Below are 24,855 nucleotides of genomic sequence, written 5' to 3' on the forward strand. Positions count from 1 at the left end.
TGGCGAGGAAGGTGGGCGGCAGCGGTTCGCCACCCAGGGAACGGCCGGTGCGCAGCTGCCTGCCCAACCGCATCCGTCGCCCCGCGGTCGGCCCGGAGACGAGCGTCAGGCGCTCGAGTAGTTCTCCGGCGGTGCGGCAGCCCCGCTTCGCCGAGAGCTGCCCGGTGCCGAGCTCGGGCCGGCACCGGTCGGCGACCTCCGCCGCGGCCGCCACCCGCAGCGCGTAGACTCGCCGGCCGAGGACCTCGACCGCCGCGGTCACCTGCAGCAGGCCGTCGTCGTCGAGACCGCGCACCGCCGAACACCGCAGGGATTCCCCGAGCCCCGCCGCGAGAGCATGCAGCTCCGCGACCGCCCGAGCCGCCGCGGACAGGCCGTGCGCGGCATCCGCTTCGGGGTGTTCCAGGAGGTTGATCACAAACCCGAGTTTACCTCATTGTGAACAAATAAACCATGCTAGCCTAGAAAAAACTAGAGATATATCGTAGTTATATACGCCTCCTAATGGAGCCCCGCTAGGAGCCCCGCCCGGAACCGTATCGATGAGGGATCGTTGGGAGGACCATCTCAACGCTGACTTCGGGCAGGTGGGCTACCGATGATCCAGCGCAGCGGTGCCGGATACCGAGAACGACGGAGACCTCAGCCGGTCAGGGCCTTGTGGATCCGCTGCAGGGACACGGGCTCGGCGGCCTTGAGCTCCTGGGCGAAGAGGCTGATCCGCAGCTCCTCGATCAGCCAGCGCCCGCGCACCAGATTGGCGGCCGCGTTCGCCTGCAAGGGGATCCTGCCGCCGGCATCCTCGAACCGTCCGGTGGCTGCCTGGCTCTCGTTCATCCAGACCCGGTCGCGGCTGGGATTGTCGCCGAGCTTCACGATGCGGGCGGTGATGCCGGCCAAGTAGCGTGGCAGGTGCCGCAGCTGCACGAGGCCGGTGGCGCTCACGAAACCGGGGTAGACGAGCCCGGCCAGCTGCGCGCGGGCATCCGTCAGGGCCGGCAGCAGGGCCATGCTGGTGGAGGCTTTGAGCGCCTTGTCGGCGACGCGCGCGGCGGCGAGGATGCGGGCGACGAGGCCCACCGTGTCGAACATGGAGTCCATCACCACGCCGGACACCCGGTCGCGGATGGTGTCGAACTCGGCGCGCATGAACACCTGACCGCCCGGCTTCACCCGGAACAGCACGTCGTCGACGCTCGCCGCGAGGCAGTCGTCAAACAGCGCCTGGGTGCTGCGGTACGGGCTGGTGGCCAGGCTGAGCTTCTCGGCCCCCGTGAGGTGCTGCTGCACGTAGGCCACCGGGGAGGGCGTGGCGAGTAGCAGCAGTCGGCGCACCCCGCCGGGCAGGGTGCGGGCCTGTTCGGCCTCCGTGCTCATCATGCGGATCGCCACCGAGGTGCCCTCGTCGACGAGGGTCGGGTAACCGCGGATGGTGTTGTCGCCCTGTTTGGTGTCGAGGAACCTGGGCAGCTCGGGGAAGTCCCAGGTGGTGAGGCCGGAGCGCTCGATCGCGTTGGTGGGGGTGGCAGCGGATGCCGCGGCCACGCTCTCGCGGGCCTGGGTGCCGAGCCGGCGCTGCAGCTCCAGCAGGTCCTTGCCGGAGGCGCTCGGGCGACCGCGTTCGTCCACGACACGGAACGTCATGCGAAGGTGGGCCGGAACCCGGACCAGCTCGAAGTCGTTCGCCTTCACGGACACGTAGGTGAGCTTCTGGATCAGGGCGGCGAGCGTCTCGGTGAAGGGGACATCGTCGCGGTCGAACATGGAGCCGCGGGTGGCTTCGCCCAGGCCCGACACCCCGACCGAGACCTCACCCGGCGCCGGCGGCAACTCGTTCAACAGTCGCTTGGCCCAGTCCCCCGCCGGCACCACGTTGCGACGGATGCTCTTTGGCAGCGACTTGATCAGTGCGGTCACCAGGTCGGCGCGCAGGCCCGGTACCTGCCAGTCGAAGCCGGTGGGAGAGAGCCTCGCGAGCAGAGCCAGCGGGATCTGCACGGTCACGCCGTCGTCGTCCGCACCGGGCTCGAACCGGTAGCCGAGCGCGAACTTCTGGTCGCCCTGGCGCCAGATCGGCGGGAACACGGCCTCGTCGATCTCCGGCGCGTCCTCGGGCACCAGTGCCTCGGCGGTCATCGTGAGCAGATCGGGCGTCTGGGTGCGCGCCTGGCGCCACCAGGTTTCGAACGTGCGCGACGAGCATACGTCGGCCGGAATGCGTTTCTGGTAGAACTCGAACACGGCCTCGTCGTCGAACAGGATGTCGCGGCGCCGCGTGCGCTCCTCGAGTTCGGCGAGTTCCTTGCGCAGGCTCGTGTTCGCCCGGTCGAAGGCCGTGACGCGCTGGTCGATTCGGTCAAGGTCCCATTCGCCCTCGACGAGCGCGTGCCGGATGAAGAGGTCGCGAGCGTACGCCGGGTCGACCCGGGAAAACTGGATCCGGCGGCGCGGCACGATCGGCACCCCGTACAGGGTGACCCGCTCGTAGGCGACGACCGCGCCCTGCTTCTTCTCCCAGTGCGGCTCGGAGTAGCTGCGCTTGCAGAGGTCGCCGGCGAGCGGCTCGGCCCACGCGGGGTCGACGACCGCGTTCATCCGGGCGAACAGGCGGCTGGTCTCGACCAGTTCCGCGCTCATCACGGCGTTCGGTTGCTTCTTCGCCAGCGCCGAGCCCGGGAAGATCACGAAACGCTGCTGGCGCGCGCCGATGTAGTCCTTCTTGGCGGTGTCCTTGAGACCGATGTGGGAAAGCAGACCGGCGAGGAGCGAACGGTGGATCCCATCGGGATTCACGCTGGGATCCCCGATGTGGAGACCGAGCGGCTTGGCCATCTGGCGCAACTGCTTGTACACGTCCTGCCATTCGCGCACGCGCAGATAGTTGAGGAACTCGTTCTTGCAGAGGCGTCGGAAGGCGCTGGAACCGAGCTCCTTCTGCTGCGTCTCGAGGTAGTTCCAGAGGTTCAGCAGGCTCAGGAAGTCGCTCGTCGGGTCGGTGAACCGGGCGTGCTGCTGGTCGGCCTGCGCGCGGCGCTCGAGGGGCCGTTCGCGCGGGTCCTGGATGGTGAGCCCAGAGACGATCACCATCACCTCGCGGCTCACCGCCTGCGTCTTCGACTCGATCACCATTCGTCCGAACCGAGGATCGATGGGCAGCTTTGCGAGCTGCTGGCCGATGCGGGTCAGTGTGGAGATGCCGGGCTTGGAGATACCGGGCTTGGAGATGCCGGATTTGTGGCCGGCGGTGAGCGCAGCCACCGCGCCGAGCTCGGCGAGCAGGTCGAGGCCGTCCTTGATGCCGCGCGAGTCGGGCGGGGTGAGGAACGGGAACGCGGCGATGTCGCCGAGGCCCAGCGAGATCATCTGCAGGATGACCGCGGCCAGGTTCGTGCGCAGTACCTCCGGCTCGGTGTACTCGGGCCGGCGGGTGAAGTCCTCCTCCGAATAGAGGCGAATGGCGATACCGTCGCTGGTGCGGCCGCTTCGGCCCGAGCGCTGGTTCGCGGAGGCCTGCGAGATGGCCTCGATCGGCAGCCGCTGGACCTTCGAGCGCACGCTGTACCGGCTGATCCGGGCGGTCCCGGCGTCGATGACGTAGCGGATGCCCGGCACGGTCAGGCTGGTCTCGGCCACGTTTGTCGCCAGCACGATGCGGCGTCGCACGCCGGCGACCTTCGACGGCTGGAACACCTTGTGCTGGTCGGCGGAGGAGAGCCGCCCGTACAGCGGCAGGATCTCGGTGGGGCTGGTGCGCCCCGAGGAGGCGTACTTGCCCTGCAGGGCGTCCGCGGCGTCCCGAATCTCGGTCTCACCGCTGAGGAACACCAGAACGTCGCCGCTGGACTCCCGTTCGAGTTCATCGAGCGCGGCGGAGATTCCCTCGATGTAGTCCCTGTCCACCGTGGGCGCGGCATCCGTCGTGTCGTCGTCGTCCCCGTCCATCACCTCGGCGACCAACGGCCGGTAGCGGATCTCCACCGGGTAGGTTCGCCCGGAGACCTCGATGATCGGGGCCGGCGTGCCGTCGGGCGTGGCGAAATGCTCGGCGAAGCTCTGCGGGTCGATCGTCGCGGACGTGATGATGAGCTTGAGGTCGGGGCGCTGCGGCAGCAGCTGCCGCAGGTAGCCGAGCAGGAAGTCAATGTTGAGGCTGCGCTCGTGCGCCTCGTCGATGATGATCGTGTCGTACTTTCGCAGCAGACGGTCGCGATGCATCTCGTTGAGCAGGATGCCGTCGGTCATCAGCTTGATGCGGGTGTCCGGGCCGACCTGGTCGGTGAACCGCACCTGGTAGCCGACCGTCTGGCCGACCTCCTGTCCGAGCTCCTCGGCGATGCGTTCAGCGATCGTGCGCGCGGCGAGACGGCGGGGCTGCGTGTGGCCGATGTTCTCCCGGCCCAGCTCGAGGCAGATCTTCGGCAGCTGGGTGGTCTTTCCGGAACCCGTCGCGCCGGCGACGATGACCACCTGGTTGTCACGGATGGCGCGCGCGATGTCCTCCCGGCGCTGGCTGACCGGAAGCTCGGGCGGGAAGGTGACTTCGACGGGGATCATGAGCCTTCCATCGTATGACCTCGCGGTGAACGACGGATGCTGCCCGGGTTCGCCTGGTGATCGGCCCGACGGCTGTGGCTGTACCGGCGCGTTTTTAACCGCACGATGTTAGCATCAAAGAATGATCAACGACGAAGGGACGGGGGACCGGCACGCCGCCCTTGCCTCCGACGCGCGCCGCCAAGTGCTCGACCTCCTGATGGGATCGGCCACCCCGCTCGACGCCGCCGCGGTCGCGGCGCGCATCGGGCTGCACGTGACGACCGCCCGGTTCCATCTCGATCAGCTCGAGAACGCCGACCTGATCCGGCGCGCCGTCGGGCGCGCGGGAACGCGTGGCCGCCCGCGAATCCTCTTCACCGCTGGACCCGCCGCCCGGGAAGGCGGTGCCCAGCACGATTTGAGCCGGGTGCTGGCCACCGCGCTCGCCGAGGACGCCGACAGCGGGCGGGCCCGGGCGATCCGCGCCGGTGAGACCTGGGCCGAGAGCTACGCCGACGAGCTGCGGGGGAGCGCCGCAGAGGGCATCGCGCCGCTGCTGAGTATCCTCGACCGGCTCGGCTTCGATCCGGAGCTGGTTTCGGCGGTGGAGCCGGCTCCGGCTGCGGAAGCCGAGTCCGCGGCGGACGCCGGTGCCTCCGACGGTGACTCCGACGGTGTCGCCGACGTTTCCGCCCCGCTGATCACCCTGCTGGCCTGCCCGTTTCGCGCCGATGCGCGGGACGCCCCCGACGTCATCTGCTCGGTGCACCTGGGCCTCGTGCGCGGGGTCGCCCGCGAGCTCGGCCACGACCCGGACCAGGTCGGGCTGCGCCCGTTCGTGGGTCCCGAGCTGTGCCACTTGCACCTCGGAAGTGAGTGGGCCGAGCCGAGTCCGCCGGCCGAGTGAGCGCGCAGCCCGACGACGTGAACTGACGCGCTCCGCCTCGCGCCGTCTCGCTTTGCCCTGCCGCCACTGGGAATAACGGCCCGGGAGGAGGGTTAGGTTGGGGAGGGCGGGAACCGCCCGGCGAGGAAGATGACGGATGAACCCGATCGAGTGGCTTTTCGACGCACAGCTGCAGATCGGAACCCAGACCATTCTCTGGCGCGAGATCATCGGCAACGCCTTCGGCATCCTGAGCGCCGTCGGCGGGATGCGCCGTAAGGTGTGGGCCTGGCCGATCGGAATCGCGGGCAACGTGCTGCTGTTCACGGTGTTCCTCGGCGCCGTGTTCGGCACGCCCAACCCGATCAATCTGCTCGGCCAGGCCGGGCGGCAGATCATGTTCATCGTCGTGTCGATCTTCGGCTGGGTCCAGTGGTCCACCCATCGTCGGGGGAGCGCGCAGGCTGCCGTGGCCCCGCACTGGGCCGGTGCTCGCGCGCGCATCCTGCTCGGACTCGGGCTCGTCGCGGGCACCCTGGTGCTCACGCCGGTCTTCCGTGCGCTCGGCTCGTTCGAGCCCGTCTGGGCCGATGCCTGGATCTTCACCGGCTCGTTGCTGGCCACGTACGGCATGGCGAAGGGCTGGACCGAGTTCTGGCTGATCTGGGTGGTGGTCGACATCGTCGGGGTGCCGTTGCTGCTCAGCGCCGGCTACTACGCCTCGGCCATCCTCTACATCTTCTACGGCGCGTTCACCCTCGCCGGCTTCTTCGTCTGGATGCGCGTGCAGCGCCGCGCCCGCAGAACCCTCGCCGTCGACCTGGCGGCCGCCCGGCTCTGACCTGCCCTGACCTGCTCCGCTCAGGTTCGTTGAAGAAAGATGCAGGGAGCGTCCGGCCGGGGACAGCGGCACAATGGAGGCATGTCCAACCACCTCGTCGACGCAATCAGCCCCTATCTGCGCTCGCACGCCGACAATCCCGTTGCCTGGTACGGCTGGGGTTCGGAGGCCTTCGTGGAGGCTCGGCTGCGCGATCTGCCCGTGCTCGTCTCGATCGGCTACTCGACCTGCCACTGGTGCCACGTCATGGCCCGGGAGAGCTTTAGCGACCCGGAACTCGCCGATTACCTGAACGGGCACTTCGTGAGCATCAAGGTCGACCGGGAGGAGCATCCCGAGGTCGACGCCAGCTACCTCGCCGCGGCCAGCGCCTTCGTGGGCGGGCTCGGCTGGCCGCTCAACGTGTTCGTCACCCCCGACGGGCAGGCCTTCTACGCCGGCACCTACTTTCCGCCGCTGCCGTTGCCGGGGCATCCGTCGTTCCGGCAGGTGCTCGAAGCGGTGACGGATGCCTGGACGAACCGCCGCGCCGAGGTCACCGCAAGCGCGTCCCTCGTCGCCGAGGCGCTCGCGGCCGCCGCCGTGCAGCGGGGTGCCGGCGGAGCGCTACCGAGCCCCGCCGCGCTCGACCGGGTCCAGGTCGAACTCGTGGGCCTGGAAGACCCCCGCTTCGGCGGATTCGGTGGCGCGCCCAAGTTTCCCGTAGCGCCGGTGCTGGGGTTTCTGCTCGGCCGGCCGGGCGCCGTGGGCCAGGCTCCGGAAGCGCAGGCCCTCGCCCTGCGCACCCTGAAGCGCATGGGTGCCTCGCCCCTGCGCGACCCGGTGGAGGGCGGTTTCTTCCGTTACGCCGTGAACCGGGACTGGAGCGACCCGCACTACGAGCGGATGCTCTACGACAACGCGCAGCTGCTCGACCTCTACACCCAGGCCTGGCAGCTCACCGGCGAGAAATGGGCGCAGACGGTCGCCGAGGGTGTCGCCGGGTTCCTCACGACCGTGCTGCGCCTGCCCGGCGGCGGGTTCGCCAGCGCGCAGGACTCCGAGAGCACCGTTGCCGGTCGCCGCGTCGAAGGCGTCTACTACACCCTGGACGAGGACGCCCGGCTGCAGGAGGAGCCTCCCGCGCTCGATGAAAAGGTGCTCACCGGCTGGAACGGCCTTGCCATCAGAGCCCTGGCCCGCGCCGGGTTCGCCCTCGCTGATCCTGACCTCACGACGGCGGCCGCGAGGGCCGCCGACTACCTGCTCACGCGTCACCTGCGCCGGGACGGAAGCCTCGTGCGGGCCTCCATCGCGGGGCGCACGTCTGCCGCTCAGGCCACCCTGGAGGACTTCGGGATGTGTGCACAGGGTCTCCTCGAGCTTGCTCTGGCCACGGGCGAGGTGCGCTATGCCGCGGCCGCGCGCCGGCTCATCGACGGCACGCTGGGGGGAACGGATGCCAAAACGGTACCGCCCGCCGCCGACATCCCTAGCACCGGCACTCCCGGCACCAGTGCTCCCACCGACGCCGCCACCGCCGGCACTGTCACTCTCGGCACTAACGCCGGCGGGATGCCGTTTCGCGCTCCCGACGGGCCCGACCCGGTGCTTGCCGCGCAGGGACTCGCCCTGGACGTCGACCCGTCGGAGGGGGCCTATCCGTCCGGGATCACGGCGACCGCAGAGGCGGCGAACCTGCTCTACCTGCTGACCGGCGACGACCGGTACCGCGCGGCCGCGGTTGCCGCGATGGCGGCCCTGGCCGAGCGCGCGCTCGAACGCCCGCTCGCCTTCGGGGCGGCCCTGCGACTGTCCGGCATTCTGACCGGCCCCGTGGAACAACTCGTGGTGGTCGGGGCGGACGTGGTCGGGCCGGGGGCAGGGCCGGACGGGGCCGCCCCCGGGCAACCCGCCGCACTGCTCGACGCGGTGCGCCGACGCGGGAGCGGGCTCGTCGCATCCGTCACCGAGGTCCAGGCGCAGGCCTTCGCCGACGCCGGCTTCGAACTGTTCCGCGACCGGGTCGCACACCAGGGTCTGCCGACGGCCTACCTCTGCCGTGACTTCGTCTGCCGCCTGCCCATCACCGATCCGGCCGACCTGCCGATGGCCTGACCGGACGGAGACTGGTCGGCCGGTGGCCGCGCCGGGAACAGAATGGACAGATGGGTATACAGATCAAGCGGGTCTACGACGAACTTTCCGCGACCGACGGGACCCGGGTTCTGGTCGACCGGCTGTGGCCGCGCGGCGTCTCGAAGGAGGGAGCCCGGCTCGACGCCTGGCTCAAGCAGATCGCGCCCAGCCCGGACCTGCGCCGGTGGTGGAACCACGACCGGGCCCGGCTGGACGAGTTCGCGGTGCGCTACCGGGCCGAACTCGACACCGCGCCCGAGACGACGGCGGCCGTGCAGGAACTCCGCACGCTCATCGCCCGCGACGAGGAGACGCGAACGACAACCACGCTGCTCTACGGTGCTCGGGACCCGATGGTGAACCACGCCCGGATCCTGGCCGACTATCTGATCGACAAGGCCTGACCCGTCCGCCTGACCCGGCACCTGAGCGGAAATCGCGCCGGCCGTCCGGCCTCCGCAGTGACCTCAAGCCGGTGACTTCAAGCCGGTATCCTCAAGCCGGTGACCTCATACCAGCCGACCTCACCGGTCGGCGCCGACGACCGGACGGACTCCGGCGATGGTCCCCGAAATCACCATCGGGGCCGGACTCCTGGCGACCGCGTCCAGCATGGTCGTCGGCGCGATCGGGTACTCCCGCCTGGCGTTCGGTACCTCCTGGCTGACAGCCGTCGGCCACGACGAGGAGAGCCTGCGCACAAGCTCGACCGCGATCACCGGGCGGTCCCGTCACCGCGGCGAGCGGGGGACGCAGAAGACGTAGAATAGGAGCGGCGCCACCGCGTTCCGCCGGCTGCTTCGCTCCGGTCTCTGAACCGGTCGTTGCTGTCCGGCATCAACGGACGCACTCTCCCCGGCACTGCGTGTGGTTGCCTCGTGAATGAGCGTTCCCAATTCTTCTCGAGGAGGACCATGGCCACGTTCGATCGCCCGGAAACCGAGCGTCGCTCCTCGAACGAACCGGCAGACAACCTGCCCGTGCTGACGCTGAGTCAGGAACCCGAGCTCGTGCTGCTCTCACCCGACCCGCGCACCCGCCGTTTCGACCGTGATGACGTGGTCGTGCGCAAGGGCGAGATCAACCTGATCAACGGTCACTTCACCCCCCACGAGTCGATGGTCAAGGACCTCCTCGCGGTCCGCGACGCGCTCGAACGGGCCGGCATCGACTTCCTGCTCGTGCGCGGCGACGGGGACCGCCCGGTGATCGCGGTCGACCGCAAACGCCGCAAGAACCTCACCCGCATCCTTGCGGAGGCTTTCGCGAACGAACCCTTCTACGCCAAGCCCCTCGACGGGAATCTGACCCCGGCCCTGCTCCTGGCGGACGGCGCCCTGACGACGCTGCGTGAGTCATCCGTCTTCCGGGTCTACCGACCGCGCATCGAGCCGATCGGCCGCCTGCGCTACGGCGCCGAGACGGCCTTCCAGTTCGAGCTCTGGCACTTCGGCGACGATGAGATCGTCGCGCCCGTCGAGAACTCGCTGATGCGGGCACGTCTGCCGCGTGCGGAGGCCCGCGAGACCACGATCGACCTCTTCGGGCGCACCTGGCGCACCCTGCAACACATGTTCGACGACCTCGCCAGCGACGTCAGTTTCGACATCGACATGGTCTTCTCCTGGGTCGACGGCTCGTCCAGTGATTTCCAGCGTGAACGGGCCAAGCGCATGCAGGCCTATGTCGTCGGTGACGGCGACGATTCGGATGCCCGTTTCCGCCAGATCGACGAGCTCAAGTACGCCCTCCGCAGCGTCTACATGTTCGCGCCCTGGGTGCGCCGCATCTTCATCGCCACGGATTCGCCGGCCCCGGTGTGGCTGGCTGAGCACCCGCGCGTCACCATCATGCGCAGCGAGGATTTCTTCCCCGACCTGAGTGTTCTGCCCACGCACAACTCGCACGCCGTGGAGAGTCAGCTGCACCGCATCCCCGGACTGGCCGAGCATTTCCTCTATTCCAACGACGACATGTTTTTCGGCCGCCCGGTCGGACCGGAGCTGTTCTTCTCGCCGGGCGGCGTGACCAAGTTCATCGAGGCATCCACCCGGATCGGCCTCGGCGAGAACAACATTAGCCGCAGTGGGTTCGAGAACGGCGCCCGGGTCAACCGCGCCCTGCTGCGTGATCGCTTCGGCAAGGTCACCACGCGGCACCTCGAGCACACGGCGGCGCCGCTCCGCAGGACTGTGATGCAGGAACTCGAAGCGGAGTTCCCCGACGATTTCGCCCGCACCGCGGCCAGCCAGTTCCGCTCCGCGACCGATATCTCGGTCACGAACTCGCTGTACCACTACTACGCGCTGATGACGGGGCGGGCGGTCGAGCAGACCCAGGCGCGCTCGCTGTACATCGAAACCACGCTCAAGCTGGCGCTGCGTCAGATGAACGCCCTGCGCAAGCGCCGCGACCAGGACATGTTCTGCCTCAACGACGGCAGCAACCCGGAGATCTCCGACGAGGTTCGCCGCGCTGCCGTGACCGACTTCCTCGAACGTTATTTCCCGATCGTCGCCCCCTGGGAACGCGAGAACCAGCTCGTTCCCGGCCAGGCCGGGCACACGCCGCCGTCTAGTGCAGAACCGGGATCGGTGTGGTCATCGGGGGTTCGCGGAACGCTGGCAGAGTACCCGCGGGCATGATCCGGATGCCGTCGCCGGCGAGCCGGCGCGCGCTCTCCGTCGCGTCGATGTAGTCCAGCGCCGGGTAGTCGCCCAGCGGAACGACCGAGTGCAGCACCGTGTCCGCGAACACGTGCACGAGGTTGAAGGTGCGTGCCCCGTCGCGGCCGCGCGTGCCGCCGACCGGCACATTCAGATCCTGGGTGTAGCAGGTGGCTGACGCCACCGACACCGGAATGCCCGCGAACGTCGCGGTCGAGGAGTAGTGCAGGTGCCCGGCGAGGATGCTGCGCACATCCGAGCCGCGCAACACCTGTGCCAGACGGGCCTGGCCGCGCAACTCGACCGACACGGCCAGGTCGAGCACGCTCGGCACGGGCGGGTGGTGCATGGCCAGAATGGTGCCGTCCGGCGCTGGAACGCTCAGCTGACCGGCCAGCCAGCGCAGTTGGTCGTCGGTCACGGCGCCGTGGTGGTGGCCGGGAACGGAGGTGTCGAGCGTGATCAGGCGCAGGCCGCCGATGTAGTCGACATGGTCTATCGGCTCTGTGGTCGCCGGCTCGTTCAGCAGCGTGGTGCGGAATGCCGCCCGATCGTCGTGGTTGCCCATCACCCAGAAGACGCGGGCACCGAGCCGCGCCGCGGCTGGCTCGACGATCCGTTGAGCGGCCCGGTAGGCATCCGGTTCGCCCTTGTCGGCCAGGTCGCCCGTGATGATGATGGCGTCGGGTCGACCGGAGGAGGCTTCGACCTCCGCGAACAGCTGCGCGAGATGGGCGGTGCTGTCGACCTGATCGTACAGGCGACCGCCGTTCGCAAGCAGGTGGGTGTCGCTGAGGTGGAGCAGAAAATGATCCGGCCTGGGGTATTCGGCCGTTCGAATGTTCACGGAGCATCCATTCGTTGGGGCTAAGGACTCTTCGTTGAGTTCGCCGACTCTACTCTGATTATTTAAGCAGCATGGGCTGAACCTTAGGTGAATGGAGCGCGAACACACTGACGGGCCCGGAGGTTTCACTTCCGGGCCCGTCGTCACCGCGAGATCAGGACGTGGTCTTCTTCGTGCCCTCGTGCACCGGCAACGGCTGCTCGGACGAGGTGGCTCACCTAGGGATGGGTCAGACCCGAGGTCGAATCGGGGAAGACCGACTTGTCGAAGCTGTCGTCCTCGTAGGGCCCGGTGTGCTCGTGGGCGGCCTCCGTGGCGCGACGCCGTTCCGCCTCGAAGTCTCCCTCCAGACCCGTGAAACCGCCGATCTGTGCTTCGCTCTTTCTGCGCGAATTTCGGGCGACCCGTGCCTGCCCCAGCTTTTTCCCGACCATCTTTCAGAAGCTACGCCGATACCGAACGGAGTCAACCGCGCCGCCGCGTGCGAAGCTAGAGCGTGCGCACCTCTTCGTCGATCAGCCCCGTTCGCTACCTGGTGGGGGCGTTCGTTGCAATCATCCTGTTCGCCGGGCTCTACCTCTACTTCGTGCGCACCCTCTCCGGCCAAGCCATGGACCAGCTTGCCTTCGACGGCGCGGAGTTCGGACGCCGCAGCGTCACCCCGCTCGCGCAGGAGCTGCTGGATGCCGTTCCGCTGGTCTCCGTCATCGCGGGACTTCTGCTCACCGGGGTGGTGACCGTCGTTCGGCGCAACGTCAGGACCCTGATCGTGGCCAGCGGGGTAGCGTTGGCCGCCGTGCTGAGCACTCAGCTGCTGAAGATCATGCTCCTGACCCGGCCGGACCTCGGGGTGGAGGGCTACGACGGCAATTCGTTCCCCTCGGGACACACAACGGTGGCGGCGGCATCCGCGCTCGCCGTTTTCCTGGTCGCGAGTCCCCGCACGCGCGGCCTCGCCGCCCTCGGCGGTTCCGGCTTCGCCATCCTGGCCGGGGTCGCCACGCTGGCGAACGGTTGGCACCGGCCCAGCGATGTCATCGCGGCCCTGCTCGTCGTGGCGGTCTGGGGTTGCGTGGCCGGCCTGGTGCTGACCCGCGGCCCGTGGTCGATGGGCGCTGCGCCGCGCGGCGGGAAGAACGCCCGCCCGCCCAGAGTCGACCGCCTGCAGCGACGCATCCTGATCCCCTTCGCCGCGGTCGCGGTCGCCGCGTTCCTGGTCACGTACTTCCGCGCGTTCGGCGATACCCCGGGAACCCTCGTCGCGTACATCGGCGGCGTCACCGCGATCGTTGCCGCGGGGCTCGGGATCGGGCTCACGGGCATCCGTCTGTTCGCCCCGCTGCCCTGATCTGACGGCATTTACGGGGGTGTGCCGGGCCGTGCCCACGTGTAACACTGGGGCTATGTCCGTCACTCTTAGAGCGCTCCAGACCGTGGTCCCCCCGACAGTACTGATCCAGGATCAGGTGCGCGACGTCTTCGCCGCCCAGCCGGGACTCAGTCGCCTGGCCCAGCGCCTGGTGACCGCGTCGTTCAACCTGTCCGGGATCGACACCCGGCACACCGTCATCGACGAGCTCACCCTCGACGGCGCGTCGTCCGATCCCCAGTTCTTCGACGCCGCCACGCAGCAGCTGCTCAAGCCGAGCACCCGGGTGCGCAACGAGCTCTACATCGTGGAGGCGACGAAGCTGTTCGTCGAGGCCGGGCGGCGGGCCCTCGAGGCGTGCCCCGGCATCGAGGCCTCGGACATCACGCATGTGGTGACCGTGTCGTGCACCGGGTTCTACGCTCCGGGACCCGACTATATGCTCGTGCGCGAGCTGGGCCTGAACCCCGCGACCCAGCGCTACCACCTCGGCTTCATGGGCTGCTACGCGTCGATGCCCGCCCTACGCACGGCGAAGCAGTTCGTCGACGCCGACCCGAACGCCGTCGTGCTCGTCGTCAGCGCCGAGCTGTGTTCGCTGCACCTGCGCACCTCGGACGACCCGGACACGATCGTCGCCTCCTCGCTGTTCTCGGATGGAGCTGCGGCCGGGATCGTCAGCTCCCGCGCCCCCGCTGCGGGTGAGAAGGCCCTCAACCTCGACCTGTTCGAGACCGTGATCACGCCTATCGGAGAGGGGGACATGGCCTGGAAGATCGGCGACGAAGGGTTCGAGATGATCCTCAGCACCTACGTGCCGCACATCATCGACCAGCACATCGAGGGGGCGCTGGCGCCCCTCTTCGCGCGGGACGTCGCGCTCAGCGCAGTGTTGGCGCCGGCGCTGGTGCCTTCCAGGGTGCCGCCGCTCCTGCCTGCCGGAGTGTCGGAGGGTGTCTCGGCCGGGTCGGTCGCAACCCTGGTCGCCCCGGTTGACGTCGTCCTGGTCACCACACCGGCCACCGCGATAGCGCACTGGGCGATCCACCCGGGCGGGCGCAGCATCCTGGACAAGACCGAGGCGAAACTCGGGCTCAGCGAGGCGCAGCTCGTGCCCTCGCGGGAGACTCTCCGCAGCTTCGGCAACATGAGCAGCGCGACGATCCTGTTCGTGCTCAAGGCCATCCTCGACTCCCCGGCCACGGATGACGGCGAGCGGGTCTGCGCGATGGCGTTCGGCCCGGGGCTCACGGTCGAATCCGGGCTGATGACCGTCACCGCCGGGTAGCGGAAGTGGGCATCCCGTCGATGCATTTCGCTTCGGCGCGCCGATCGTCGCGGAGTCGACCCTTCCTGGGCGTCTCGTCGTTGCGCGTTCCGTCGCTGCGCCGGCGCGCGAGTGACGCCGTCGAGCTCATGGACGACCCCGACTGCGACCCCGACAAACTTGCCAGCACCTACGCGAACTTCCGGTTTGTGAACGCCGTGGTGTCGGGGTGGCGCGGGATGTACCGGCGCGACATCCGGCCATTGCTGTCGAAAACCCGGGAGAACACCCTGCTCGACGTCGGCTGCGGCGGCGGCGACGTGGCGCGGGCGCTGGCCCGCTGGGCCGCCCGGGACGGCCTGCGCCTGCGCATCACGGCCGTTGACCCGGATGCCCGCGCGCACGCCTACGCGACGAGCCTGCCCCCTCTGCCCGGACTGACGTTTCGGCGGGCGCTCAGTTCCGATCTCGTCGCAGAAAGACGCCGGTTCGACGTCGTCGTCTCCAACCATGTGCTGCACCACCTCACCGGCGAACAGCTCGGCGGACTGCTCGCCGATTCGGAACGGCTCGCCGCGCACCGGGTGCTGCACGCCGACATCGAACGAAGCCGGTTCGCGTACCTCGGCTTCGGGCTCGGCACCTGGCCGCTCTTTCGCCGGTCGTTCATCCGCGACGACGGGCTCACCTCCATTCGCCGCAGTTTTACGGCGGCCGAGCTGCGCGAGGTGGTGCCGCCCGGGTGGCAGGTGACGCGGGAGCATCCGTCGCGCCTCGTGCTGCGCCGGGAGGTGCCGGCCGGACCGGCGTCTGCCGGGCTCGCGTCGGCCGTGTCGGCGTCTGGGTCGGTTCTTGCTGACACGGCGTCGGCGAGCGTGTCCTTTCCGGTCAGGAGGGACCGGCGCAACGGGCGCTCTCGATCGGGGGAACCGGAAGGCGCGCACGTGCACGAGCGGGGGCAGGCGAACGACAGCGAGGCACGGGTTCGGGATGTGATCGTGGTCGGCGGGGGACCGGTGGGCATCCTGCTCGCCGGACTGCTGGCGGTGCGCGGTGTCGACGTGGAGGTGATCGAGCAGCGCGGCAAGCCGTCGCTGCGATCCCGGGCCATCGGCATCCACCCGCCGTCGTTGCGGGCACTGGATCAACTGGGTGTGGCGGAGGAGGTGCTGGCCCGGGCGGTGCGCATCCGCGGCGGCGTGGTGCGCTCGGACGGGCGCACGCTGGGCCGGCTGGCGTTCACCGAAACCGTCGACCGGATGCAAAGCGTGATCTCTCTGCCTCAGTTCGAGACCGAGGCCGTGCTGCGCGCGCGCTTCGCCGAACTCGCGCCCGGCCGGCTGCGCGGCGGCGTAACGGTGACCGGGGTGTCGGAGCGCGGTGATCGGGTCGCGGTCGAGACGGCTACGACAGTCGAGACGGTGAAGCCAGGCGGGACGAGTGGGACGGTCGAGGGGGTCGGGACGGTCGGGACGGGCGGCGAGATTCTCGAGGCTCGCTACGTGGTCGCCGCCGATGGCGCCCGCAGTCTCGTGCGCGACCTACTCGGCATCCGCTGCACCGCGCGCACCGGCGGCGAGACGTACCTGATGAGCGACTACCCCGACACGGGGGAGCATCCCGGGGAGGCCGTGCTCTTCTTCGAGCGGGGTGGTGTGGTCGAGTCGTTCCCGTTGCCGGGAGGCCGGCGCCGCTGGGTGGCCATGACCCCGACCCTGCAGACGGATGCGACGTCCGACGACCTGGCTGCGCTCATCCGTGCCCGCACCGGCACGCAGCTGCCTCCGACGACCGCGGCGGCCAGCGCCTTCTCGGTGCAGCAGCGCCTCGCCACGAGTCTTGTAGCGGGACGGGTCGTGCTCATCGGCGACGCGGCGCACCAGATCAGCCCGATCGGCGGGCAGGGCATGAACCTCGGCTGGCTCGACGCGTTGCAGCTGGCCCCGGCGCTGGAACGGGCGCTGCGGGATCCGGAGGCCGCTTCAGGCGTGCTCGGGGATTACGACCGCCGCCGCCGGCGCAGCGCTCGGATGGCCGCCCGGCAGGCCGACTTCAACATGGCGATGGGCGGACCCGTGCAGGGGCTTCGCTTGCGCGCGCGGAACGGCCTCGTGCGCGCCCTCGCGGCGCCGCCCGCCAGCGCCGTGCTCGCCCGCGCCTTCACCATGCGCTGGCTGTAGCTCGCCGCCGCCGGGCGGCCCGGTCTCTGGTCAGCCGCACCGAGAGATACCGGCTAGGGGGATGTTGGTGTGGAGTCCCGCCACAGTCTTGTTTGGGCGTCCCATGAACCGGAGATGATCTCGCCGTTCAGGAGCGGGTTCAGGCATGCTGCAGTGAATTCGAGTGCGGCGTCGAAGTCGTGACAGGCCTGGGGGATTGCTGAGAATTGTCGCATTTCTGCTTTGTAACCGGTGGTCCAGGACGGGGATGGCAGGTGCATGGCGCGGGGCAAATCGATTCCTCGGGCTGCGGGGACACCGGCAACCACATACAGGCCATGCTGCAGCCGCACCAGGGCGCCGTGCTCCGAGAACCTGGCCAGCTGAGCGGCAGTAGCACCAAGACGACGGGCCTGCGGTGTGGTCACCAAACGTCACTGTGAGGAGGCAAGATCCTGCGCGGTACGAAGCACGTCACGAGATTTCATGCTTCATCAATCGCATGTAAACGTTAATATTGAAGTACTCAGGGCGAGATGGTGGTGATCAGGGGGGCGCCCGATGAACACGCCTCGTTGGAGTGCACCCCAGCTGGACGTCAGGTCGGAGTCTAGAACTGACGTCAGATATCGTCGGTTTCTTCATTCCTTGACACTCGCTGGCATGGCTCTTGGAGGTGCCCTGACACTGACAGGGGTGGACGAGGGCGGGACAGGCCCGGGTGACGGGATCGAGCTCTGATGAGCACACCGTGTCGCCGACTAGAGGATCGGGTGGTTCTCCGCGGGCGAGATGTCTCCGACTATGACGGTGGTGTCCTGGTTCTTCCCCGCGCGCTTGGACCGGTACATCGCCTCATCGGCTTGTTCGAGTATCAGGTCGGGAGGGATGTGATCCGGGACTCCGCCGAGATACAGGATGGTGCCGATACTCCCGGTGACCCGTTTCTGGCTCGCGCGCCCGGTGAGCGGCTCGCGGAGGGCGGCATGGAGTCGTTCGACGACACGGTCCACCTCTTCGGGTTTCACGTCCTCGCAAAGGACCACGAACTCGTCCCCGCCGAGTCGGCCTACGAGGTCGCCGTGACGGACGACCGACGACAGTCTGGCGCCGATCTCGCTGAGCACGCTGTCACCGGTGGCATGTCCCAGTTCATCGTTGATGAGTTTGAAACCGTCGAGATCGATGAGGAGAAGTGCTATCGAACGGCGGTTGAGTCGTGAGAGGGTCACCGCGTCGCTGAGGCGTTGTTGAATGAGGCGACGGGAGGCAAGGCCCGTGAGCTGGTCGATGAGTGTTAGTCGTTCGAGTCGTTGGTGGAGATGGATGCGCGTCAGCACCTGGGCGGACTGACGTGCGAGTGCTTCGTACAGCCCGATGTCGTCCGCTTCGAAACTTCTTGAACGTGCGAAGGAACTGATCAGGACACCGAGCGGAGATGCTTCTTCCGACAACGGCACGGACACGAGTGTCTCCACCTGGGCGCTTCGCATCACTTCGGCGAGCCCTGATGACTTGGCCATGGGATCAGCGCGCGAAAGAATCATCGTGTCCTCGGTGCGGGCCAGTACCGTGGCTGGTCCGTCGCCGGACAGATCGAGCAGTCCCAGCGCCGGATTTCCCGATGTCAGGTCCAGCTTCCCCTCAGCGCTCAGGAGGTACATCGAGACGTTAGACGCAGCGAATGCCTCACGGATGATCTTCGTCAGCTGATACGCCAGCGCGGTGTCGGTAGTGGCTCCGGTCAACACTTTCGATGCGTTCTGCAGCACCCTGATCCGAGTTTCCGACGCCTCCGCCTTGCGTTGGGAGGCGAGGAGCTCTCGCTCGTATTCCTGGCGTTCGCTGGCATCGAAGACGGCCGTCCGGATGGTGACGGGTTCCCCATTTTCATCGGTGGTCACAGTGCTGTTGACCATCATTGGCAGCGCGGTGCCGTTCGCGTGCCGGAACGACACCGCCACCTCTTTCACTTCACCTCGCAGGTGGAGCACCGGGAGATATCGAGTCTCGAACATCAACTGGCTGCCGGGTCGGAGAAACGAGACGAACGGCTGGCCGACGAGCTCTTCGCGCTGATACCCTGTCCACTTCAGCAGAGTCTTATTGACTCGGATGATGATGCCGTCGATCGTTGTGGAGAGGTGCCCGCACGGCGCGTGCTCGTAGAGGTCCTCGAATATGCCCTCGACCCCACGTTCGCCACCGTCAGTCATTTCAGGTAGGCAAGAATGGCATCCGTTAGAGCGTCGGGTGCCGACAGGTTAGGGATGTGGCCGGTGGCTGTGAGAGTGACCAGGGTACTGCCTGCTATCTGTTGGTGAACGTAGCGCCCCACGGCGGCGGGAGCGACGATGTCGGCGGTGCATTCCAGGATCAGAGTCGGCCTGGTGACCAGGGGGAGGTCCTCCCGGTTGTCGGAAAGGAACGTGACACGAGCGAAATGGCGGGCGATCGTCGGGTCGGTGCTGCAGAAGTTCTCCGTCAGCTCATCTCCTAGCTCCGGTCGGTCCGGGTTGCCCATCATCAGTGGTGCCATGACCGACGACCAGCCGAAATAGTTCGAATCCAGATCATCCAACATTGAGTTGATGTCCTCGACCTCGAATCCGCCCTCGTAGCCCGGCGCATTGATGTATCGAGGGGATGGGGTGATCAGGACGAGAGCGCCGAAGCGGGACGGGTCACGGTTCGCGGCGAGCACACCAATCATCGCGCTGACAGAGTGACCGACGTACACCACGTCGGTCACGTCCAGCTCATCAAGGATCTCGAGCAGGTCGTCCGCGTACCCGAGCAACGAGTCGTATTTCCAGAGACTGTAGGCAGATGCGTCGGAACTGCCTGCTCCAACGTGGTCGAACACGATGACCTTGTAGTCCGCGAGAAAGGCCGGGGTGACCAGTCGCCATGCGCTTTGGTTACACCCGAAGCCGTGTGCGAACACGATCGCACGTCCGTTCGGGTTACCACTCACCGTTACATTGTTGCGCCGCGAGACAGCCGAGAGCTCTTCAACGGCAACAGTCGCCTCCTCGGGCGAGGGCGGCCCAGCTTCCATGAGCATGCGCGTGGCCTTTGCTGTTCGGTAGCCCGGCTGACAGCGTGTGTCCCCGTGGCTTTGCGTCCCCGGCTCGCGCCGGGTTTGCCTGCATGATGAGCAAACGCCCATACGTCGGCTGACTCTATCAGGGGACCCAACCACACGGACCGCGTTCGCTGCTCCCAGTTCTCGTTGTTTTTGCCCTGCCCAATCCGCCGCAGACGCCCGGATTACGACCTCGGCCGGAATCGAGGGCAGCCCCTGCCCGACGACGGGGAGAGGTCCCTCAAACATGGCCGGCGGAGACGATCTCCCCGACGCTCAGTCAAAAACGCGCAGGTGATCGGCCCGCCATACTTTCGCGCGGCGACTCTTCGATCCGGCGATGAATGGCGTGTGTGTTACACGAAAGTGTTCGAGTCCTGCTGATCAGCTCGGTAAAGACATCGTCCCCCCTGGTGCAGCACGGCGGTACCGTCCCCATCGAGCGGACCTGGTCTGGCCGTCGCCTCGCGCGGGCTACCCGCTGGGTCAGCAGTCGATTGGGCCCGCATGCGGCGCTGATCATAATCTTGGTGATCGGTGCCCTTATCGCGATCGTTTCTGGTGACCATCGCAGGAAAACAACTCATTGCCCGCGCCCGTCCTCCGCTGACTGACGCCGTGGGATCGTTCTGTTGCGACCCCAGGTTGCGTATCCGGCCGGCGCCGACTCCTGTTGCCAGGCGTTAAAGCCGTCATCGTCAACGGTCTGGCGCCCCGCTTCCAAAGCTGCGAAAGCGGCCTCGAAAAGCAGATCTCCGCGCCGCTTCCCAATGAGCGTGTGAGCATCGGACGGCTCATCGACGAGATATGCCGCCGGAGGAGTGGTCAGCACCAACCTGGCAACACTGAGTGTGAACTGCGCCGCGCAGGCAAGGGCCAATCTTGTTCCCGCTGAGTGAGCCATCAGAACGACGCGATCAAGGCCGAGATGGACACGCAGGTGCTCGATGTCGTCGGTAAGAGATGGCCTGACTTGACCGGGAAGTTTCGAGGGACTTTGCTTTGACGAGTACACGCTGGGAGGCGATGTTCCTTACCCGGGGTTGCCCTTGGATTAACCTTCGGTACTGTGAATGGGATTGCAGAAACTATTTCATCCGTCGAATTCGCATTAGGAGGTCATCATGCCCAACGCCATCGAGACTGTCGACGTCAACGTTCCCGTTACCGTCGCGTACAACCAGTGGACAAAATTCGAGGAGTTTCCAAAGTTTCTTAGTTTTGTTGAATCCGTGACGCAGGTGACCGACACTCTCACCGAGTGGAAGGTTAAAGTCGGCGGCGTGGAGCGCGTGTTTGAGGCTCGGATAACTGAGCAGCACCCTGATGAGCGTGTTGCCTGGAACAGCACCGGCGGCCAGGTTGACCACGCGGGAGTTGTCACGTTCCATAAGTTGGCCGCGAACGAGACACGGGTGACGGTACAACTTGACTGGGAGGCGACAGGGCTGCTTGAGAAAGCCGGGGCCGCTCTCGGTATCGACAATCACGCCATTAAGAAAGACCTCACGAACTTTAAGGAGTTCATCGAGGCGAAGGGAACCGATGATGGTGGATGGCGCGGAGATGTGCAGGCCTGACGCTGCCTGAAGACCAACCCACGATGCGAGATAGTCCGGACCTCACACCAGAGTTCGACCGCTTGAGGTGACGCGACGCTCGCAGCGCTTGGCAGGTTGTCAGAGACATTGAGCCGAGTTTGACCGTGCAGGCCTACCCCGGCGCCGCCGCGTGAATCGGTATCGCTGGTCCTTTGTTCAGTTGTTCAAAACCGTATTTAGATTCGCCACGGGCCAAGCCTGAGTTTTCCAGGGCCGACGATTTCTTCAACATTCCAGGGGCACTCCGGCTCCGTTTTCACCTGGTGGCGGCCGCGCGCTCAGTTGTCCCTAACGTGGCGACAGCTTGCGAAGGGCACTGGCTTTATGCGCAGCTTCGGCATCCGTCTTCTCAGATTTCACGATAAACGCAGGGTCATCTTTCGAGGCGTGGAACGTTTTGCCCGCGAAGTCGAAATCGCTCGTCTTCTTCTCGATTACCTCCCCCTGAGTTCGCCCCTGAGACGTTGCCCAACTCACCCGGTCGCCTGTGCTGAAGTCTGTCATTCTTGAAGCATACGGACGGCGACGGACCTGGGCTAGCGGGTTGGGCTGAGTGTCATGTTCCTGTCGGTTCTCGGGGAAGATCGTGCCCGCGCATTCGTTTTCCGCGCATGATTGTCACGCGCTCGATTACAAGGGTGGCGAACCGCTTGTGAAGATCTCTCCACCTCTCAGCGGGACGTGGCCGACTCAGCCGGGCACTGCCGCCCATAATACTCAATTCTTGCCATTTTCTTCTCGAACACCCCCCCCTGATGGCCCAATCGCGATCCTGTCGGGGACGCCCGTCATCGTAGGGGGACACGCACGACCCACACAACTCTGGCCGCTGCAGGTTCCGACTGGATGGAACAGGGCGACGCTTCACCCCGATCGAGGGCCTCCCTTCGCGCAAACATTCGGAAATCTGCGCGGGCGTGGCCGCCGCTCGCCGGAGTTTCCTAGGTTGGCCACAACGTGTGCGCGGATGCTGATGCTGCTGCCCGATTCGGGGTGCAGGTCGGTACGTGCACAACTCCGCCAATTCGGCGGAGCTGCGGTACGGATGCCCGGAACGCCTGGGAGGTTCCGGGCACGCACCAGAATTTGTAGGAGTTATGCACCGGGGCGACGGATGACCCAGGCCGGCCGGGTGGTGCGGGCCGGGCGGGGCTGGCCCGGTCGGGCAGGTCGTTGGGGCTAACTCAGGAGAAACGAGCGCACGGCGCGGCCTGCCCGCAGATTCATGCGGAACTTTGCGGAGCTGGAACCGCAGCTCGTGGAATCTCCTGAGTTAGCCACGAAATGGAAGGCTCAGCTGGGTGTGCGCAGAGCCGGGCCGCACAGGCCGGGCCGCGACGGGCCGCACCGGCCGGGCCGACCGGGCCGGGCCGGGCCGCGGCTAGCCGACGCTGGCCGGTGGGGTCCGGAGGCCGCGCACTGCAACGTCGCCGACGACCGCGGGGATGATCGGGGTGGAGGTGACCTGGCCGGTGACCGGATCGGGTTCCAGGCCGAGCACGGTGCCGAGCACGGAGACCGCCGCCGCCGCCGACCAGGCCTGCGGGCGGCAGGCGGCCGGGTAGGGAACCGCGGCGGCAACCAGGGAGGACGCGTCGCCCGAGTGCAGTTCCGGCATGCGGTAGTCGAATGATTCGGCCGCCGCGAGCAGCCCCTCGATCAGGATGCCGGCCTCGGCGCCGAAACCGGCGCGCCCCAGACCGGCGATCGCGATCGCGGTGTCGTGGGTCCACACCGAGCCGCCGTGGTAGCTCAGCGGCCAGTAGCCGACGGAGTCCGTCGACATCGTGCGGAGACCGTAGCCGGAGTTCAACTCCGGGGACACGAGCCGGGCGGCCACGAGGGCGGACTCCTCCGCGGAGAGCAGCCCGGTTCCGAGCAGGTGGCCGATGTTGCTGGTCACGGTGTCGACCGGGCGCTTGAAGGCGTCGAGGGCGACGGCCGGAAAGCGGCCGGCGGGCGCGTCGATCCAGAACGAGTCCCGGAACCGGGTCTGGAGCGCGGCCGCCCGGGCGCGCCAGGCGTCGCCGCCGGCCCTGCCGAAGGCGTCGAGCAGTTCGGCGCCGCCGATATAGGCCTCGTAGGCGTAGGCCTGCACCTCGCAGAGGGCGATCGGTCCATCGGCGAGGCTGCCGTCGCGCCACTGGATCGAGTCGCCGGAGTCCTTCCAGCCCTGGTTCGCGAGGCCGTGGCCGGTGATGTCGACGTATTCGAGGAAGCCGTCGCCGTCGCTGTCGCCGAAGTCGCGCATCCAGCCGAGGGCCGCTTCGAGGGCAGGCAGCAGAGCCTCGACCTCTTCGGTGGCCAAACCCCAACGGTAGGCGTCGCGCAGCAGGCAGATCCAGAGCGGGGTGGCGTCGACGGTGCCGTAGTACAGCGGCGGCAGCGACAGGCTCTCGCCGGGCATCGAGTACACATCGGGGCGCAGTTCGTGCATGATCTTGCCGGGCTGTTCCGCGGTCTCGGTGTCGCTCTTGGTGCCCTGCAGCTGCGCGAGCAGGCGCAGCGTGGAGCCCGCGATCTCGGTGCCGAGCGGCAGCAGGAAGCGCGCCGCCCACAGGGAATCCCGGCCGAACAGGGTGAAGAACCAGGGGGCGCCGGCGGCCAGGAACGGCTCGGCCGGACTCGTCGTGGTGGCCATCCGCAGACCGGTCAGGTCGTCGAGCGCACGTGCCACCCAGCGGCCGAGGCGTGCATCGCCGGAGCGCACCAACACCCCGGACCACTCAGGCAGCCCCGCTGCGGCCTGCACCACGGTGGCCGCGTGCGCGATCTCGACGGTCCACTCCACGGTGACGCTGCTTTTCGCGGGCACGGTGACCGACCAGGTGCCGGTGACCTCGGTGTCAGCCTCGGCGGTCGAGCCGGTCAGCACCCCGTCGTCGCTCACCCCCACCAGCGCCGCCACGGTGTCGGTCGACAGACGGATGCCCCCGCTCGCCTCCGTCACACCGACATCCGGTGCCGCGGGCAGGTCCACGCCCCCGAAAGCGTCGCGCTCGGCGGCCACCGCGAGGCCGGCCTTCACGGTCTGCATATCGGCGAAATCGGGCGTCAGGCGCACGGACACTGTCGTGTCGACAGCCTGCTCGAGTCCCGAGATGATCTCGATCCGTTCGGTCAGGCGGCCCGCGGTGACCGTGCGGGTGACTTCGAGCCGCAGTCGGGGGTCGGCGGTGCGGTCGTCGAGGTGACGGAGCAGCGACGTGAAGGTGACCTCTCCCGCGCCGCGCTGGGCGTGTCCGATCGCTTCGCCGGTTCGGCCGCCGACCAGCAGGGACCAGCCGGAGAGGATCCGGGTGTCCGCGTGGTACAAGCCGTGGATGGGTTTGTCAGTCTGCCCGTCGGACCGCGACCACGCCTGGGTCGGGGCCGCCAGAACGATGGCGGAGTCATGGAGCAGAGGCTGGACGGGGTGAGAGAACATAAGCGAGGTACGACTCCAGAGGGGTTGTGGTGCGGATCTGCGGAAGGAAC

At 67.6% G+C, this 24,855-nt stretch carries 20 protein-coding genes and 1 riboswitch; of the genes, 10 read left to right on the top strand and 10 right to left on the bottom strand.

Annotated elements, in window-relative coordinates; all coding sequences use genetic code 11:
• Both E3O18_RS07835 and hrpA read right to left on the bottom strand, forming a co-directional pair.
• Nucleotides 1-418, bottom strand: a 418-nt coding sequence (locus E3O18_RS07835) for a hypothetical protein (protein WP_134417834.1), incomplete at its 3' end; no start/stop codon positions are given.
• Nucleotides 419-642: 224 nt separating this feature from the next.
• Nucleotides 643-4,554 carry an ATP-dependent RNA helicase HrpA gene (gene hrpA / locus E3O18_RS07840; protein ID WP_134417835.1) on the bottom strand — a complete coding sequence of 1,304 codons (3,912 nt, stop codon included), beginning with the start codon at nucleotides 4,552-4,554 and terminating at the stop codon, nucleotides 643-645.
• 121 nt (nucleotides 4,555-4,675) lie between these two features.
• Here hrpA and E3O18_RS07845 point away from each other — a divergent pair, with 121 nt between their 5' ends.
• From E3O18_RS07845 to E3O18_RS07870, 6 genes are all read left to right on the top strand, one after another.
• Nucleotides 4,676-5,443, top strand: coding sequence for a helix-turn-helix domain-containing protein (locus tag E3O18_RS07845; RefSeq protein ID WP_134417836.1), 768 nt, complete (start codon nucleotides 4,676-4,678; stop codon nucleotides 5,441-5,443).
• A 136-nt stretch (nucleotides 5,444-5,579) separates the two neighbouring features.
• Nucleotides 5,580-6,263: a nicotinamide riboside transporter PnuC gene (pnuC, locus tag E3O18_RS07850; protein WP_134394950.1), complete on the top strand. Its 684-nt coding sequence runs from the start codon at nucleotides 5,580-5,582 to the stop codon at nucleotides 6,261-6,263.
• A gap of 81 nt (nucleotides 6,264-6,344) precedes the next feature.
• The gene (locus E3O18_RS07855) at nucleotides 6,345-8,360 is read left to right on the top strand and encodes a DUF255 domain-containing protein (RefSeq protein ID WP_134417837.1); all 2,016 of its coding nucleotides are present in this window, start codon (nucleotides 6,345-6,347) and stop codon (nucleotides 8,358-8,360) included.
• Nucleotides 8,361-8,410: 50 nt separating this feature from the next.
• The gene (locus tag E3O18_RS07860) at nucleotides 8,411-8,785 is read left to right on the top strand and encodes a DUF488 family protein (protein ID WP_134394948.1); all 375 of its coding nucleotides are present in this window, start codon (nucleotides 8,411-8,413) and stop codon (nucleotides 8,783-8,785) included.
• A 157-nt stretch (nucleotides 8,786-8,942) separates the two neighbouring features.
• Nucleotides 8,943-9,146 carry a hypothetical protein gene (locus tag E3O18_RS07865; RefSeq protein WP_134394947.1) on the top strand — a complete coding sequence of 68 codons (204 nt, stop codon included), beginning with the start codon at nucleotides 8,943-8,945 and terminating at the stop codon, nucleotides 9,144-9,146.
• A gap of 149 nt (nucleotides 9,147-9,295) precedes the next feature.
• Nucleotides 9,296-11,026 carry a stealth family protein gene (locus tag E3O18_RS07870; RefSeq protein ID WP_134394946.1) on the top strand — a complete coding sequence of 577 codons (1,731 nt, stop codon included), beginning with the start codon at nucleotides 9,296-9,298 and terminating at the stop codon, nucleotides 11,024-11,026.
• Here the strand turns inward: E3O18_RS07870 and E3O18_RS07875 are convergent.
• Complete coding sequence (locus E3O18_RS07875; RefSeq protein ID WP_134394945.1) at nucleotides 10,956-11,894, bottom strand: phosphodiesterase; 939 nt, start codon at nucleotides 11,892-11,894, stop codon at nucleotides 10,956-10,958. The two genes, E3O18_RS07870 and E3O18_RS07875, sit on opposite strands and share 71 nt — an antisense overlap.
• A 218-nt stretch (nucleotides 11,895-12,112) precedes the next feature.
• The gene (locus tag E3O18_RS07880; protein ID WP_134417839.1) at nucleotides 12,113-12,328 is read right to left on the bottom strand and encodes a hypothetical protein; all 216 of its coding nucleotides are present in this window, start codon (nucleotides 12,326-12,328) and stop codon (nucleotides 12,113-12,115) included.
• Nucleotides 12,329-12,390: 62 nt separating this feature from the next.
• Between E3O18_RS07880 and E3O18_RS07885 the strand changes: the two genes are divergently transcribed.
• The 3 genes from E3O18_RS07885 to E3O18_RS16555 all read left to right on the top strand — a co-directional run bounded on the left by E3O18_RS07885 (nucleotide 12,391) and on the right by E3O18_RS16555 (nucleotide 16,710).
• Entirely contained in the window at nucleotides 12,391-13,242 is an 852-nt protein-coding gene (locus tag E3O18_RS07885; protein WP_134394943.1) for a phosphatase PAP2 family protein, read from the top strand.
• Nucleotides 13,243-13,297: 55 nt separating this feature from the next.
• The gene (locus E3O18_RS07890) at nucleotides 13,298-14,551 is read left to right on the top strand and encodes a type III polyketide synthase (RefSeq protein ID WP_241976637.1); all 1,254 of its coding nucleotides are present in this window, start codon (nucleotides 13,298-13,300) and stop codon (nucleotides 14,549-14,551) included.
• Nucleotides 14,552-14,631: 80 nt separating this feature from the next.
• Nucleotides 14,632-16,710 carry an FAD-dependent monooxygenase gene (locus E3O18_RS16555; RefSeq protein WP_241976638.1) on the top strand — a complete coding sequence of 693 codons (2,079 nt, stop codon included), beginning with the start codon at nucleotides 14,632-14,634 and terminating at the stop codon, nucleotides 16,708-16,710.
• A 53-nt stretch (nucleotides 16,711-16,763) separates the two neighbouring features.
• Here E3O18_RS16555 and E3O18_RS07905 read toward each other — a convergent pair whose 3' ends face one another.
• From E3O18_RS07905 to E3O18_RS07920, 4 genes are all read right to left on the bottom strand, one after another.
• Nucleotides 16,764-17,117 (bottom strand): type IV toxin-antitoxin system AbiEi family antitoxin domain-containing protein, encoded by a 354-nt coding sequence (locus tag E3O18_RS07905; RefSeq protein WP_166784643.1) that lies wholly within the window; start codon nucleotides 17,115-17,117, stop codon nucleotides 16,764-16,766.
• A 333-nt stretch (nucleotides 17,118-17,450) separates the two neighbouring features.
• Complete coding sequence (locus tag E3O18_RS07910) at nucleotides 17,451-18,905, bottom strand: diguanylate cyclase (RefSeq protein WP_134394941.1); 1,455 nt, start codon at nucleotides 18,903-18,905, stop codon at nucleotides 17,451-17,453.
• Entirely contained in the window at nucleotides 18,902-19,756 is an 855-nt protein-coding gene (locus tag E3O18_RS07915) for an alpha/beta hydrolase (RefSeq protein ID WP_347232340.1), read from the bottom strand. Before E3O18_RS07915 ends, E3O18_RS07910 begins: the two co-directional genes overlap by 4 nt.
• 17 nt (nucleotides 19,757-19,773) lie before the next feature.
• Nucleotides 19,774-19,849: riboswitch (cyclic di-GMP riboswitch) on the bottom strand.
• Nucleotides 19,850-20,360: 511 nt separating this feature from the next.
• Nucleotides 20,361-20,792, bottom strand: coding sequence for an alpha/beta hydrolase (locus tag E3O18_RS07920; RefSeq protein ID WP_134417840.1), 432 nt, complete (start codon nucleotides 20,790-20,792; stop codon nucleotides 20,361-20,363).
• A gap of 109 nt (nucleotides 20,793-20,901) precedes the next feature.
• Between E3O18_RS07920 and E3O18_RS07925 the strand changes: the two genes are divergently transcribed.
• Nucleotides 20,902-21,357: an SRPBCC family protein gene (locus E3O18_RS07925; protein WP_134394939.1), complete on the top strand. Its 456-nt coding sequence runs from the start codon at nucleotides 20,902-20,904 to the stop codon at nucleotides 21,355-21,357.
• A gap of 309 nt (nucleotides 21,358-21,666) precedes the next feature.
• Here E3O18_RS07925 and E3O18_RS07930 read toward each other — a convergent pair whose 3' ends face one another.
• Together E3O18_RS07930 and E3O18_RS07935 are read right to left on the bottom strand one after the other, a co-directional pair.
• Complete coding sequence (locus E3O18_RS07930) at nucleotides 21,667-21,882, bottom strand: DUF2945 domain-containing protein (RefSeq protein ID WP_104194386.1); 216 nt, start codon at nucleotides 21,880-21,882, stop codon at nucleotides 21,667-21,669.
• A gap of 877 nt (nucleotides 21,883-22,759) precedes the next feature.
• Nucleotides 22,760-24,805 (bottom strand): glycogen debranching N-terminal domain-containing protein, encoded by a 2,046-nt coding sequence (locus tag E3O18_RS07935; protein ID WP_134417841.1) that lies wholly within the window; start codon nucleotides 24,803-24,805, stop codon nucleotides 22,760-22,762.
• Nucleotides 24,806-24,855 lie beyond the last annotated feature (50 nt).

It is taken from the genome of Cryobacterium sp. TMT2-42-4 (assembly GCF_004402645.1).
Lineage (GTDB): Bacteria > Actinomycetota > Actinomycetes > Actinomycetales > Microbacteriaceae > Cryobacterium > Cryobacterium sandaracinum.